General features: G+C 54.9%; 15 protein-coding genes. 14 read left to right on the top strand and 1 reads right to left on the bottom strand.

Features of this window, described 5'->3' with window-relative positions; translation table 11 throughout:
* Positions 1-25 precede the first annotated feature (25 nt).
* From hemW to deoC, 9 genes are all read left to right on the top strand, one after another.
* The gene (gene hemW / locus GZ1_RS01160; RefSeq protein WP_060787713.1) at positions 26-1,165 is read left to right on the top strand and encodes a radical SAM family heme chaperone HemW; all 1,140 of its coding nucleotides are present in this window, start codon (positions 26-28) and stop codon (positions 1,163-1,165) included.
* Positions 1,166-1,248: 83 nt separating this feature from the next.
* Positions 1,249-2,283 (top strand): heat-inducible transcriptional repressor HrcA, encoded by a 1,035-nt coding sequence (gene hrcA, locus GZ1_RS01155; protein WP_033004709.1) that lies wholly within the window; start codon positions 1,249-1,251, stop codon positions 2,281-2,283.
* Positions 2,284-2,381: 98 nt separating this feature from the next.
* Positions 2,382-3,023, top strand: coding sequence for a nucleotide exchange factor GrpE (gene grpE, locus GZ1_RS01150; protein ID WP_015375440.1), 642 nt, complete (start codon positions 2,382-2,384; stop codon positions 3,021-3,023).
* A 23-nt stretch (positions 3,024-3,046) separates the two neighbouring features.
* The gene (gene dnaK, locus GZ1_RS01145; RefSeq protein WP_011231983.1) at positions 3,047-4,870 is read left to right on the top strand and encodes a molecular chaperone DnaK; all 1,824 of its coding nucleotides are present in this window, start codon (positions 3,047-3,049) and stop codon (positions 4,868-4,870) included.
* Between the two features lie 129 nt (positions 4,871-4,999).
* A complete protein-coding gene (gene dnaJ / locus GZ1_RS01140; protein ID WP_020753793.1) occupies positions 5,000-6,148 on the top strand; it encodes a molecular chaperone DnaJ in 1,149 nt (382 codons plus the stop codon).
* A 5-nt stretch (positions 6,149-6,153) separates the two neighbouring features.
* Positions 6,154-7,092, top strand: coding sequence for a 50S ribosomal protein L11 methyltransferase (prmA, locus tag GZ1_RS01135; protein WP_020753794.1), 939 nt, complete (start codon positions 6,154-6,156; stop codon positions 7,090-7,092).
* 17 nt (positions 7,093-7,109) lie between these two features.
* Positions 7,110-7,886: a 16S rRNA (uracil(1498)-N(3))-methyltransferase gene (locus tag GZ1_RS01130; protein WP_060787712.1), complete on the top strand. Its 777-nt coding sequence runs from the start codon at positions 7,110-7,112 to the stop codon at positions 7,884-7,886.
* 77 nt (positions 7,887-7,963) lie between these two features.
* Positions 7,964-9,313 (top strand): tRNA (N(6)-L-threonylcarbamoyladenosine(37)-C(2))-methylthiotransferase MtaB, encoded by a 1,350-nt coding sequence (gene mtaB, locus GZ1_RS01125; RefSeq protein WP_015375437.1) that lies wholly within the window; start codon positions 7,964-7,966, stop codon positions 9,311-9,313.
* A gap of 137 nt (positions 9,314-9,450) precedes the next feature.
* Entirely contained in the window at positions 9,451-10,122 is a 672-nt protein-coding gene (gene deoC / locus GZ1_RS01120; RefSeq protein ID WP_015375436.1) for a deoxyribose-phosphate aldolase, read from the top strand.
* Here deoC and GZ1_RS01115 read toward each other — a convergent pair.
* Positions 10,119-11,054 (bottom strand): Na/Pi symporter, encoded by a 936-nt coding sequence (locus GZ1_RS01115; RefSeq protein ID WP_013524163.1) that lies wholly within the window; start codon positions 11,052-11,054, stop codon positions 10,119-10,121. The genes deoC and GZ1_RS01115 overlap by 4 nt on opposite strands.
* Before the next feature lie 184 nt (positions 11,055-11,238).
* On the opposite strand from GZ1_RS01115, the gene rpsU reads away from it, so the two are divergent.
* The 5 genes from rpsU (at position 11,239) to GZ1_RS01090 (ending at position 14,442) form a co-directional block, all read left to right on the top strand.
* On the top strand, positions 11,239-11,412 hold the full coding sequence (gene rpsU / locus GZ1_RS01110; protein ID WP_008879912.1) for a 30S ribosomal protein S21: 174 nt from the start codon (positions 11,239-11,241) through the stop codon (positions 11,410-11,412).
* Positions 11,413-11,441: 29 nt separating this feature from the next.
* The gene (locus tag GZ1_RS01105; RefSeq protein ID WP_013144708.1) at positions 11,442-11,888 is read left to right on the top strand and encodes a GatB/YqeY domain-containing protein; all 447 of its coding nucleotides are present in this window, start codon (positions 11,442-11,444) and stop codon (positions 11,886-11,888) included.
* Between the two features lie 101 nt (positions 11,889-11,989).
* Positions 11,990-12,274 carry a sporulation protein YqfC gene (gene yqfC / locus GZ1_RS01100; protein WP_013144709.1) on the top strand — a complete coding sequence of 95 codons (285 nt, stop codon included), beginning with the start codon at positions 11,990-11,992 and terminating at the stop codon, positions 12,272-12,274.
* Between the two features lie 15 nt (positions 12,275-12,289).
* Positions 12,290-13,477, top strand: coding sequence for a sporulation protein YqfD (gene yqfD / locus GZ1_RS01095; RefSeq protein ID WP_015375434.1), 1,188 nt, complete (start codon positions 12,290-12,292; stop codon positions 13,475-13,477).
* 2 nt (positions 13,478-13,479) lie between these two features.
* The gene (locus GZ1_RS01090) at positions 13,480-14,442 is read left to right on the top strand and encodes a PhoH family protein (protein ID WP_011231973.1); all 963 of its coding nucleotides are present in this window, start codon (positions 13,480-13,482) and stop codon (positions 14,440-14,442) included.
* The last annotated feature ends 11 nt before the right edge of the window (positions 14,443-14,453 follow it).

The following is a 14,453-nucleotide window of genomic DNA, read 5'->3' as shown; positions in this document are numbered from 1 at the left end:
CCGCCGGCTGAAAGGAGGAGGACCGATGGCCGTTTCAGCGTATTTTCATATTCCATTTTGCGCCCATATTTGCCATTATTGCGATTTTAACAAAGTATTCGCCGCCGGCCAGCCGATTGACGACTATTTGCGGGCGATGGACAAAGAAATGGTGTGGACGGCGGCGGAATTTGGCAGCCAACTCAAGACGCTGTTTATCGGCGGCGGTACGCCGACGGTGCTTGAGCCGACGCAGCTCGGCTGTTTGCTTGCGAGCATCCACCGCCATTTTCAGTTTGACCCACAAACGGCCGAATTTACCGTCGAAGCCAACCCGGACGGCTTGACGAAAGAAAAGCTCGCTATTTTGCGCGATGCCGGAGTGAATCGGCTGAGCCTGGGGGTGCAGACATTTGACGATCAGCTTCTGCAAACGATCGGCCGCACGCACCGGCGAGGCGACGTCATACGGGCTGTAGCGTTGGCCAGAGAAGTCGGGTTTCAGAACATCAGCATTGATGTCATGTACGGTTTGCCGGGGCAGACGCTTGAGCAGTTTACGGCCGATTTAGAAGCGGCGTTTTCGCTTCATGTGCCGCATCTTTCTGCTTATTCCCTCATTTTGGAGCCAAGGACGATTTTTTATAACGAATGGCGGAAAGGGCGGCTCCGTCTACCGGGCGAAGAGATGGAAGCCGAGATGTACGAAGCGGCGATGGAGCAGATGGCTGCCGCTGGCTATCGGCAATACGAAATCAGCAACTATGCTTTGCCGGGATTTGAAAGCCGGCACAACTTGACGTACTGGAACAATGAGGAGTACTACGGCATCGGCGCTGGGGCGCACAGCTATATCGATGGGGTGCGGCGGGCGAATATCGGCCCCATCCGGCATTACATCAGCGCGATCGAACGCGGCCAATGGCCGCACCGCGATGTGCGCCGCTTGACCGTTCGCGAGCAGATGGAAGAGGAAATGTTTTTAGGGCTGCGCAAGACGGAAGGGGTGTCCAAAGTCTGCTTTCGGCAAAAGTTCGGCCGCGACCTCCATGACATATTTGGCGCGGCGATCCGCCGGGAAATCGAAAACGGACGCCTCGAGGAAACGGAGACTCACATCCGCTTGACAAAACGGGGCAAGCTGCTCGGCAATGAAGTGTTTGCCGCGTTCCTTTGCGAAATGTAAACATTGACATTTGCCGGGCGATTTGCTACCCTAGTAGTAGATTTAGCACTCGAATTGTTCGAGTGCTAACAGAGGTGAGACACGTGCTAACGGACCGCCAACTGCTGATTTTGCAGGTGATTATCGACGATTTCATTCGTTCTGGGCAGCCGGTCGGTTCGCGGACGTTATCGAAAAAGCATCAAATCGCGTTCAGCTCGGCGACGATCCGCAATGAGATGGCGGATTTGGAGGAGCTCGGCTATATTGAAAAAACGCACATTTCTTCCGGCCGTGTGCCGTCGGAAAAAGGGTACCGCTACTACGTCGACCATTTGCTGCCGCCGCAGCGGCTGACAAGGGCGGACATTCAAAAAATCCGCTCTGTGTTTGCTGAGCGCATCTATGAGCTGGAAAAACTGATGCAAAAGTCAGCGCAAATTTTATCCGAGCTGACGAACTATACATCCATTGCGCTCGGGCCGACGTTTAAAGAAAGCAAACTGAAGCGGATGCAAATCGTTCCGCTCAACGAGCAGACAGCTGTCGCCATCGTCGTGACGGACACCGGCCATGTTGAAAACCGGGTCGTGACGATTCCGTCATCAATGGACGCAGGCGACCTCGAAAAAATGGTCAACATTTTCAACGAGCGGCTCGCCGGCGTTCCGCTCATGGATTTGAAAGAAAAAATGGAGACGGAAGTGGCCGACGTAATGCGCCGGCACATCCGCAACTACGACAGCGTGCTCAATACGCTCATGGAGACGCTCGATGCCCCTGAAGAAGAAAAAGTGTTTTTCGCTGGCAAGGCGAATATGCTCAACCAGCCGGAGTTCAGCGACATCCAAAAAGTGCGCCCGCTTCTGGACATCATTGAGCAGGAAAAAGACATTTATCGCCTGCTCCGCAAGCAAACCCAAAAAGGAGTGCGGGTTTCGATCGGGCATGAAAACGAACTGCGCGGCATGGAAAACTGCAGCTTGATTACAGCGACCTATTCGGTCGGCGATGAGCCGCTCGGGGCGATCGCGATTCTTGGTCCAACGCGCATGGAATACTCGCGCGTCATCACGGTCTTAAACCGTGTCGCTTCCGATTTGTCGGCCGCGCTCGCGAAATGGTATCAAAGTCAATAAGAATGGCCATATTGGATAACGGATGGATCGCGCATCCATCCTTTCCTTGTGGCCATTGATACATAAAAGGGAAGAGCCCCGGCAGGGAGGTGAAAGCGATGGAGCAAGGAGAAAAACAAGTGATGGAACAAGCTACATACGATGAGCCGGAGCGGGAGCAACCGATCGAGGAAAAAGCCGCCCCGCAGCCCGAGGGGGAATCAGGCGGCGTTCCGCTTGAAGAGGCCGGTGGGGAGGAAGCGGCGGAGCCGGCGGAAAAAGCGCCAACGGCCGAGGAGTTGGCGGCGGCCAAGGCGCAGATCGCCGAATTGAAAGCGAAGCTTTCAGAGATGGAACACCGGTATCTCCGCCTGTACGCCGATTTTGAAAACTTCCGCCGCCGGACGCGCCAGGAGATGGAAGCGGCTGAAAAATACCGCGCCCAAAGCTTGGCGAGCGATTTGCTTCCGGTGCTTGACAACTTTGAACGCGCGTTGAAAATAGAGACGGACAACGAACAGGCGAAATCGATTTTGCAAGGGATGGAAATGGTGTACCGGTCGCTTGTTGACGCCTTGAAGAAAGAAGGCGTCGAGGCGATCGAGGCGGTCGGAAAGCCGTTTGACCCTTATTTGCACCAAGCCGTCATGCAGGCGGAAGCGGAAGGCTATGAGCCGAACACGGTTGTTGAGGAGCTGCAAAAAGGTTATAAGCTGAAAGACCGCGTGCTGCGGCCCGCCATGGTCAAAGTAAGCCAATAAACGGAAACGGAGGGTGATCAGTGATGAGCAAAATTATCGGCATCGACTTAGGAACGACGAACTCTTGCGTCGCCGTGTTAGAAGGCGGCGAAGTGAAAGTCATTCCGAATCCGGAAGGAAACCGCACGACCCCGTCGGTCGTCGCGTTTAAAAACGGCGAACGCCTAGTCGGCGAAGTCGCCAAACGGCAAGCGATCACGAACCCGAACACGATCATCTCGATCAAGCGCCATATGGGGACGGATTACAAAGTCGAAATCGAAGGGAAGCAATATACGCCGCAAGAAATTTCGGCGATCATTTTGCAATACTTGAAGTCGTACGCCGAAGACTATTTGGGCGAGCCGGTGACGCGTGCGGTCATCACGGTGCCGGCGTATTTCAACGACGCCCAGCGCCAAGCGACGAAAGACGCCGGCCGCATCGCCGGCCTCGAAGTCGAGCGCATCATCAACGAGCCGACGGCCGCGGCGCTTGCTTACGGCCTTGATAAAGAAGAAGACCAAACGATTCTCGTCTATGACTTAGGCGGCGGGACGTTTGACGTCTCGATTTTGGAGCTTGGCGACGGCGTGTTTGAAGTGAAGGCGACGGCCGGCGACAACCATTTGGGCGGCGACGACTTCGACCAAGTGATCATCGATTATTTGGTCAATCAGTTCAAGCAAGAGCACGGCATCGATTTGTCGAAAGACAAAATGGCGCTCCAACGCTTGAAAGATGCCGCGGAAAAAGCGAAAAAAGAGCTGTCCGGCGTCACGCAGACACAAATCTCGCTTCCGTTTATCAGCGCCAATGAAAACGGTCCGCTCCATTTGGAAATGACGTTGACAAGAGCGAAATTTGAAGAGTTGTCCGCCCACCTCGTCGAGCGGACGATGGGGCCGGTCCGCCAGGCGCTTCAAGACGCCGGCTTGACGCCAGCCGATATTGATAAAGTCATTTTGGTCGGCGGTTCGACGCGCATTCCAGCTGTCCAAGAAGCGATCAAGCGCGAGCTTGGCAAAGAGCCGCACAAAGGCGTCAACCCGGACGAAGTCGTTGCCATCGGTGCGGCGATCCAGGGCGGGGTGATCGCCGGCGAAGTGAAAGATGTCGTCCTGCTTGACGTGACCCCGCTTTCGCTTGGCATTGAAACGATGGGCGGCGTATTTACGAAACTGATCGAACGGAACACGACGATCCCGACAAGCAAATCGCAAGTGTTCACAACGGCGGCTGACAATCAAACGACGGTCGACATTCACGTCTTGCAAGGAGAGCGCCCGATGGCGGCGGACAACAAATCGCTCGGCCGCTTTCAGCTGACCGGCATTCCGCCGGCGCCGCGCGGCGTGCCGCAAATTGAAGTGACGTTTGATATTGACGCCAACGGCATCGTTCACGTGCGCGCCAAAGATTTAGGAACGAACAAAGAGCAGTCGATTACGATCAAATCGTCGTCCGGCCTGTCGGAAGAAGAAATTCAGCGCATGATTAAAGAAGCGGAAGAAAACGCCGAAGCCGACCGTAAGCGGAAAGAAGCCGCCGAGTTGCGCAACGAAGCCGACCAGCTCATTTTCATGACCGACAAAACGTTAAAAGAAGTCGAAGGAAAAGTGAGCGCCGATGAGATCAAGAAGGCGCAGGATGCGAAAGAGGCGTTGAAAGCGGCGCTCGAGAAAAACGACATCGACGACATCCGCAAGAAAAAAGACGCGCTGCAAGAAGCGGTGCAGCAGCTGTCGATCAAGCTGTATGAACAAGCAGCGAAACAGGCGCAAAGTGCAGGATCGCAAGGCGGCGCTGCCAATCATAAAGACAACGTGGTGGACGCCGAGTTTGAAGAAGTGAACGACGATAAATAATGCAACCGAAAGTCAAAGTCAGGCCTGCCTTGGCTTTGACTTTTTTTCTAGCATTGACATATTGCCTTGCCGCAGAGGGAAATGATAAAATTAAATTTATGTGAGTGAATCGGGAGTGGATGATCAACGATGGCGAAGCGCGATTATTACGAGATTCTCGGCGTCAGCAAAAACGCGACGAAAGACGAGATCAAAAAAGCGTATCGAAAGCTTTCGAAGCAGTATCATCCAGATGTGAACAAAGCCCCGGACGCCGCGGAGAAGTTTAAGGAAATTAAAGAGGCGTACGAAGTGTTAAGCGATGATGAAAAGCGGGCCCGCTACGACCGCTTCGGCCATGCCGACCCGAACGAAACGTTTGGCGGCGGCGGATTCCAAGGCGGAGGGTTTGATTTCGGCGGCTTTAGCGGCTTTGGCGGTTTTGAAGATATTTTTGAAACGTTTTTCGGCGCCGGTCCGCGCAGGCGGACGAGCGGTCCGCGCAAAGGCGCGGATGTCGAGTATATGATGACGCTTACGTTTGAAGAAGCGGCGTTCGGAAAAGAAACGGAAATTGAAATTCCGCGGGAAGAGACGTGCGACACGTGCCAGGGCAGCGGAGCGAAACCGGGCACAAGCCCGACGTCTTGTCCGCATTGCCACGGCAGCGGGCAAGTGACAAGCGAACAAGCGACGCCATTTGGCCGCATCGTCAACCGCCGGACATGTCCCGTCTGCGGCGGCACGGGCCGGTACATTCCGGAGAAATGCCCAACGTGCGGCGGCACGGGACGCGTCAAACGGCGGAAAAAAATTCACGTCAAAATTCCAGCCGGCGTCGACGACGGCCAGCAGCTGCGCGTCGCCGGCCAAGGGGAGCCAGGGGTCAATGGCGGGCCGCCGGGCGATTTGTACATCATCTTCCGAGTCGAACCACATGAGTTTTTCAAACGCGACGGCGACGATATTTATTGCGAAGTGCCGTTGTCGTTCGCCCAGGCGGCGCTCGGCGATGAGATCGAAGTGCCGACGCTCCATGGCCATGTAAAGCTGAAAATCCCGGCCGGCACGCAAACGGGCACGCGCTTCCGCTTGAAGGGAAAAGGGGTGCCGAACGTACGGGGCTACGGCCAAGGCGATCAGCACGTCATTGTCCGCGTTGTGACGCCGACGAAGCTGACCGAAAAGCAAAAGCAGCTGTTGCGCGAGTTTGATCGGCTCGGCGGAGACACGATGCACGACGGGCCGCACGGCCGTTTTTTTGAGAAAGTCAAAAAGGCGTTTAAAGGAGAAGCGTAAGCGCGATGAAATGGTCAGAAATCAGCATTCATACGACGCATGAGGCGGTCGAGGCGATTTCGAACATTTTGCATGAAGCGGGCGCCGGCGGTGTCGTCATCGAAGACCCATACGATTTGGTCAAAGAACGGGACGACTGGTACGGCGAGATCGTCGAGCTCAACCCGGACGACTATCCGGAAGAAGGGGTGATCATTAAGGCATATTTGCCGGTCAACAGTTTTCTTGGCGAAACGGTCGAACAAATTAAGCAGGCGATTAACAATTTATGGATGTATGATATCGACCTTGGCAAAAATAAAATTACATTGAGCGAAGTAAATGAAGAGGAATGGGCAACGGCGTGGAAAAAGCATTATCACCCGGTGAAAGTGTCCGAAAAGTTTACGATCGTGCCGACGTGGGAAACGTACGAGCCGGCGTCTCGTGATGAGCTGATCATCGAAATGGATCCGGGCATGGCGTTTGGGACCGGCACGCACCCGACAACGGTCATGTGTCTGCAGGCGCTTGAAAAGTACGTGCGCCCCGGCGATCATGTCATTGACGTCGGCACCGGCTCCGGCATTTTAAGCATCGCCGCGGCGATGCTTGGCGCTCAGTCGGTGCGGGCGCTCGATTTGGACCCGGTGGCGGTCGACAGCGCGCGGCTGAACGTGAAGCTCAATAAGGTGCAGCATATCGTAACGGTCTCACAAAACAATTTGCTCGACCATATCGAGGAACCGGCTGATGTGATCGTCGCCAATATTTTAGCGGAAATCATTTTGCGCTTTACTGGTGACGCCTACCGGTTGTTAAAGCCAGGCGGCCGCTTCATCACGTCTGGCATCATTCAGGCGAAAAAGCAGGACGTCAAAGACGGGTTGCTTGCCGCCGGCTTTGCCATTGAGGAAATCAACGTGATGGAAGACTGGGTGGCGGTTGTCGCCATGAAACCGTAAGCAAAGAAGGGATGGCTGTGCAGCGCTATTTCGTTTCCGACCAGGCGCAACAAGGCGGGATCGTCGCGATCAGCGGCGATGATGCCCATCATATCGCCCGCGTCATGCGCATGAAGCCGGGGGACGGGATCATTTGCGTCTTTCCAGACGGGCGCACGGCGGTGTGTGAAATTGAACAAATTGCCAATGAGCATGTGCAAGCCCGTATTGTACAATGGAAAGAGGAGCGAAGCGAGCTGCCGGTGCGCATCTACATCGCCCAAGGGCTGCCGAAAGGTGAAAAGTGGGAGCTCGTCATCCAAAAAGGAACAGAGCTCGGCGCCGCCGGCTTTCTTCCGTTCGAAGCCGCCCGGTCGGTCGTGAAATGGGACGCGAAAAAGGCGGAGAAAAAAGTCGAGCGATGGAAAAAAATCGCGAAAGAAGCGGCTGAGCAGGCTGAACGAACGGTGGTGCCGGACGTGCGGGCGCCGCTTTCGTTTGTTGAGCTCCTCGCCTTTGGCCAAACGGTCGATGTTCGGCTGTTTGCCTACGAAAAAGAGGCGCGAAACGCCCGGCATGCCGCGCTTCCGGCGCTTCTTTCCCGCCTCCGTCCGGGCGGCGCGTTGCTGGCTGTCTTCGGGCCGGAAGGCGGGTTCAGCCCGGAAGAAGCAGAACAGCTTCGGCAGCACGGTTTTTCGCCGTGCAGCCTTGGGCCGCGCATTTTGCGGACCGAAACAGCTCCGCTCTATTTGCTTTCCGCCGCCTCTTATGAATGGGAGCTGCGCGCGCCGAACGGCGAAGCGGAGCGCGCTTAGTGAGCAACATTGGCTGTTTCTTATAAAAGTTCGGTCCCGCTGATCCTTAAGCGGGGGGGCAGAGTGAGGTGAACAAGATGCCGACAGTGGCTTTTCATACACTAGGCTGCAAAGTCAATCATTACGAAACCGAAGCGATTTGGCAGCTGTTTAAAAAAGCCGGCTACGAGCGAAAAGAGTTTGAAAGCCGTGCGGATGTGTATGTGATCAACACGTGCACAGTGACGAACACCGGCGATAAAAAGAGCCGTCAAGTCATCCGTCGTGCGGTGCGCCGCAATCCGGACGCCGTCGTCTGCGTGACCGGTTGCTATGCGCAAACATCGCCGGCTGAGGTCATGGCCATTCCGGGCGTTGATATTGTCATCGGCACGCAAGACCGGCATAAAATTTTAGAGTACATCGAGCAGTTCCAGCGTGAGCGCCAGCCGATCAACGCTGTTCACAACATTATGAAAACGCGCGTTTTTGAGGAGATGGATGTGCCGGAATTCACGGATCGGACGCGGGCGTCGCTTAAGATCCAAGAAGGGTGCAACAACTTCTGCACGTTTTGCATCATCCCGTGGGCGCGCGGCTTAATGCGCTCGCGCGATCCGCAGGAAATCATCCGCCAGGCGCGCCAGTTGGTTGCCGCCGGCTATAAAGAAATCGTTCTGACCGGCATTCATACAGGCGGCTATGGCACCGATCTGAAAGACTATAACTTTGCGTCCTTGTTGCGCGATTTAGACGAGCAAGTGCCGGGGCTCCGGCGGCTCCGCATTTCGTCGATTGAGGCGAGCCAAATCACCGATGAAGTGATTGATGTGCTGAAGCGGTCGGAGAAAATCGTCCGCCATTTGCACATTCCGCTCCAGTCTGGGTCGAATACGGTGCTCAAGCGGATGCGCCGCAAATATACGGTGGAATTTTACGCGGAGCGGCTCGCCCGGCTGCGCGAAGTGTTTCCAGAGCTGGCGGTGACTTCTGACGTCATCGTCGGCTTCCCAGGCGAGACGGAAGACGAATTTATGGAGACGTACAACTTTATTCGTGAACAACGGTTTTCCGAGCTGCATGTCTTTCCTTATTCGAAGCGGACCGGCACGCCGGCGGCGCGCATGCCGAACCAAATCGATGAAGAAACGAAGCATGACCGCGTCCGCCGCTTGATCGCTCTGTCCGATCAATTGGCGAAAGAGTACGCCTCCCGGTTTGAAGGGCAAGTGCTCGAGGTCATCCCGGAAGAGCGCGACAAAGAGCGGCCGGATTTGTACGTCGGCTATACAGACAACTATTTGAAAGTCCGCTTCCCGGCAACCGAGGAAATGGTCGGTGAACTTGTCAAAGTGAAGATTACGAAAGCCGGCTATCCGTACAATGAAGGAGAGTTCGTCCGCGTTGTGCCGGATGAAATGGCCCGTTCGGTCAAATGGAGCTCATAACCCAGCCTAGTTGCTGGGTTTTTTCTGTCTTTTTCCGGAGACAATACGGATGGCTAGTTTTTGTCGAGGGAGCATGGTATGATGGTAGACGTCAGACCTTCCATCTTGACGGAAATGGCAGAAAGGGGTTTCTCCGAATGACGATGAATATCGCGAAAATGATCGATCATACGCTGCTCAAACCGGAAGCGACAGAACAACAAATCGTGCAACTGTGCACGGCAGCAAAGCAATACGGCTTTGCTGCCGTGTGCGTCAACCCAACGTGGGTGAAAACGGCGGCGCGTGAACTTTCCGGCACCGATGTCCGCGTCTGCACGGTCATCGGCTTTCCACTTGGGGCGACGACGCCGGAAACAAAGGCGTTTGAAACAATGAACGCCATCGAAAACGGCGCCCGCGAAGTCGATATGGTGATCAACATCGGCGCGTTAAAAAGCGGGCAAGACGAGCTTGTCGAGCGCGACATTCGCGCGGTCGTCGAGGCGGCGGCTGGCAGGGCGCTTGTCAAAGTGATCATTGAAACGGCGCTTTTGACCGATGAGGAAAAAGTGCGCGCCTGCCAGCTTGCGGTGAAAGCCGGCGCTGATTATGTGAAAACGTCGACCGGGTTTTCCGGCGGAGGTGCGACGGTGGAGGATGTGGCGCTGATGCGGAAAACGGTCGGCGACAGAGCAGGTGTCAAAGCATCAGGCGGCGTTCGCGACCGGAAAACGGCAGAAGCGATGATCAACGCCGGCGCGACGCGCATCGGCACGAGCTCTGGAGTGGAGATCGTCACCGGCGGGACGGGCCGCGCTGACTACTAAGCTCGGTTTCGGTCATGCAAAAACAGAATGACCTTTTCGATGGCGCCGACAAATGGAAGAGCAGCCACTGAGCAAATGACGTTGAACAAGACGCTCACATGAGCGAGCTGCACATCAGGCGCTGGGCTGAGCCTGGCGGCAAAACTGGCGAGCGGCTCGGTCCAAAAGGCGAACAAAGCGGCGCCGACGACGTTCAGCCATAGATGGGTGTAGGCGGTCAGCTGGGCCTCTTTGCTGGAGCCGATCGAAGCCAAAAGCCCGGTGATGCACGTACCGATGTTGGCGCCAAGCAACAGAGCAATCGCCGCGGACAGCGTCAACAGCTGTTCGTTTAAAAATCCCATGGCGATGCCGATCGTTGCCGCGCTCGAATGAACGAGAGCGGTGAGGACGATGCCGACAAGAAGGCCGACAGCGACGGATCGGTTCGTTTCTTTCAGCCATGCATCAACGAACGGATAGGCGGCAAGCGGTTTAGCGAGGCTGCCAAAGCCGTCCATGGCAAACAGCACAGCGGCGAGGCCGACAGCGGTCATGCCGATGCCGAGAACAAGGCGATGGCGGCCGAAAAAAACAAGCAGCGCGCCGCTTATAAGAAGTGGGATGGCGCCATCGCCGATATCAAGCGTCATCAGCTCGGTCGTGACCGTCGAGCCGATGTTGCTGCCTAAAATGATGCCGATCGATTGGCGGAACGACAAGTAGCCGGCGGCGACAAGGCCGACCGTCATCACCATCACCGCTGAGCTGCTTTGCAGGAGAGCGGTCGTCGCCAAACCGGCGGCAAATCCTTGCAGCGGCGTGGCGGTAAAGCGCATGAGCCACCGTTTTAACCGATGGCCGGACAACGTGTAAAGCCCAGCTTTCATCATAAACATGCCAAGAAGAAACAAAGCGGTGTAAATGGCAAACAGCATCCAAAACGATCCCATGGGCGATCTCCCCTTTCACCCTATATGTATGGGCCTTGTCCGCGGGTGATGACCGTTTTTTCAGCGCGGGGAAGAGGTGGCCAGCAGGCCGCCGCTGCTTTTTTTATTGACCTTTTCTGTCAGCATGTATTATAATTGACAAGTACAATATGCAATGGTTGTTGTTCGGAGGGAGGGAAGCAGGATGTCCAAAACGATCGTTCGCAAAAATGAGTCGATCGACGACGCTCTTCGTCGCTTTAAGCGTGCCGTTTCGAAAACGGGCACTTTGCAAGAAGTGAGAAAGCGCGAATTTTATGAAAAGCCAAGCGTCAGACGGAAGAAAAAATCTGAGGCGGCTAGAAAGCGCAAGCACTAAGAGCATGCATTAAAGAGGGTGTATAATCGGTGAGTCTTCTCGATCGTTTGAATGACGATATGAAGCAGGCGATGAAAAACAAGGAGAAAGAAAAACTGTCTGTTCTCCGGATGCTGAAAGCGGCGCTGCAAAACGAAGCGATCAAGCTCGGCAAAAGCCCGCTCTCGGAAGACGAAGAGCTGACGGTTCTTTCTCGCGAACTGAAACAGCGTAAAGACTCCCTCCAAGAATTTGAAAACGCTGGCCGTTCAGATCTTGTCGAAAAAGTGAAAACCGAAATTGAAATTGTTCAATCGTATATGCCAACGCCGCTGACAGAGGACGAGCTGCGCGATTTGATCGAGCAGACGATCAAGGAAGTCGGCGCCTCTTCGAAAGCGGATATGGGAAAAGTGATGGGCGCGATCATGCCGAAAGTGAAAGGAAGAGCGGATGGTTCGCTCGTCAACAAACTTGTCCAACAACAGCTGTCATAAATGCAATGGGCCTTGCCGGCAGGCGGGCCCGTTGTTTTTGAAAAGCGGTGCTAGAACCCCCTTTTGTCTCATACATATGAGATGAAAGGGGGTTCTTTTTGATGGTGAAAAAATGGCGCCAGCAGATGAAGCGGTGGATGGCGGAAAAGCTTGAACTTCCCGCCGACATTATGATGGATCTGCCCCGCATTACGATGGTTGGGCACATACATATTTACATTGAAAACCACCGCGGGCTGCTCGCGTTCAGCGATAAAGAGCTCCGCCTTTTGCTGCGGAACGGACAGCTCGTTGTCCGCGGCGAACAGTTTGTGATTAAAACGATTTTGCCGGAAGAAATTTTGTTGGAAGGAAAAATCAGCCAAGTCGTTTATATAGATGAATAGCGAGGAGGAACGGAGATGAAAAACGAATGGGTCGACACGCTCGCCGGCAGCGTGCGGGTCAAAGCGAGAGGGAAAGGGATCGAACGGTTGATCAACGCCTGCGTCCGCCAAGGGATTGCCGTCTGGAACGTGAAAAAGCATAGCGCGGATACCGCGACGTTTTTCATTAAGCTCAGCGACGTGAAACGGCTGCGCCATGTCGCCCGGCAAAGCGAATGCAAACTTTCGTTTGTCGGGAGAACCGGGCTGCCGTTTTTTTGGCGGCGGGCCTGGCGGAACAGCGGGTTTTGGCTCGGCTTGCTCCTTTTTATCGCGATGGTGTTTTTGCTTTCGAACATCGTTTGGAAGATCGAAATCAAAGGGGCGGCTCCAGAGACGGAGCATCAAATCGCCCGCGAGTTGAAGCGAATGGGAGTCGAGCGCGGCGCATTTCAGTTTCTGCTTGATGACCCGGAGACGCTGCAAAAAAAGCTGACGGAACGCGTTCCGGACATCACGTGGGTCGGCGTTGAGTGGAAAGGGACGTCGCTTCACTTCCGCGTCGTTGAAAAAGAGATTCCGGAGCCGAAAAAACCGATTCCGCCGCGTCATCTCGTGGCAAAAAAAGAGGCGGTCATCGCTGATTTGTTCGTTGAAGAGGGACAACCGCTCGTTTCCGTCAACGACTATGTGCAAAAAGGCCAGCTGCTTGTTTCTGGCATTATCGGCGCTGAAGGGAGGACGAAGTTTGTGCCGGCGTCAGGGAAAGTGTTTGGTGAAACATGGTACAAGTCTACGGTCGTCCTGCCGCTCGAGACGACGTTTCATGTGTTGACCGGCAAGTTCACCGAACGGCATTATGTTGGGATCGGGCGCCTTTTGATTCCCGTTTGGGGATGGAAGAAGCCGGTGTTTGCCCATACCATCGTTGAGACAGAAAAACGGCCGTTTCGTTTTTGGAAATGGGACTTGCCGCTCTATTACGAGCGCATCACGATCCGCGAGGCGGAAGAAGTGAAGCGGCGCTACACGTGGGAAGAAGCGTTCGCGGAAGCGAAAGAGATCGCCCGCCGCGAGCTGCGGGCGAAATTGCCGGAGGAGGCGGCCATTCGCAGCGAAAAAGTTTTGCATCAGGCGAAAGAGAATGGTAAAGTAAGGGTAGAATTGCATTACGAAGTCATTGAAAATATTGCTGTACCACAACCCATCGTCCAAGGAGATTGAGAATGTCAGAGCAGTTCGTTACGATCAGCCAACATGTGCGAAACCCGCAGGAAGCGGCGGCGCTCTTTGGCGTCCATGACATCCATTTGAAGCGGATCGAGGAAGAGCTCGGCGTGTCGATTGTGACGCGCGGGGAAACGGTCAACGTCTCCGGCACGCCGCAGCAAGTTCAGCTCGTTGATGAATTGCTTCGCCATTTATTGATCGTCATTCGCAAAGGGGCGGCGGTCAGCGAGCGCGACGTTCTTTACGCCATTCAGCTTGCAAAAAAAGGAGCGCTTGACGGCCTTGTTCAGCTGTATGACGAGGAGATTACAAAAAACGCCAAAGGGAAGCCGATCCGCGTCAAAACGTTGGGCCAGCGCTATTATGTTGCAGCAATTGAACAGTATGACTTGACGTTCGGCATCGGCCCAGCCGGCACCGGAAAAACGTATTTGGCGGTCGTCATGGCGGTCAAGGCGTTAAAAAACGGCAGCGTCAAGCGCATCATTTTGACTCGTCCGGCCGTTGAGGCTGGAGAAAGCCTCGGCTTTTTGCCAGGCGACTTAAAAGAGAAGGTTGACCCGTATTTGCGCCCGCTGTATGATGCCTTAAACGATGTGTTGGGAGCGGAGTATACGCAGCGGTTGATCGAGCGCGGCACGATTGAAATCGCCCCACTCGCCTATATGCGCGGCCGGACGCTGGAGGATGCGTTCGTCATTCTTGACGAGGCGCAAAATACGACGCCAGCGCAAATGAAAATGTTTTTGACCCGGCTCGGCTTCGGCTCGAAGATGGTCATTACCGGCGATATTTCCCAAGTCGACTTGCCGAAGGGCGTCGAATCGGGGCTTTCGGTCGCCAAGCGCATTTTGGCCTCCATTGGCGGCATCGCCTTTGTGTTTTTGGAACAGTCGGATGTCGTTCGCCATCCGCTCGTCGCGAAAATTATTGACGCCTATGATGAGGCGGGCTTATAGAACGAGAGCGA

Origin of the sequence: Geobacillus zalihae NBRC 101842, from assembly GCF_001544135.1 — a bacterium.
GTDB lineage: Bacteria > Bacillota > Bacilli > Bacillales > Anoxybacillaceae > Geobacillus > Geobacillus zalihae.
Note: the sequence above shows the minus strand (reverse complement) of the source record. Positions and strands in the feature narration are given on the sequence as shown.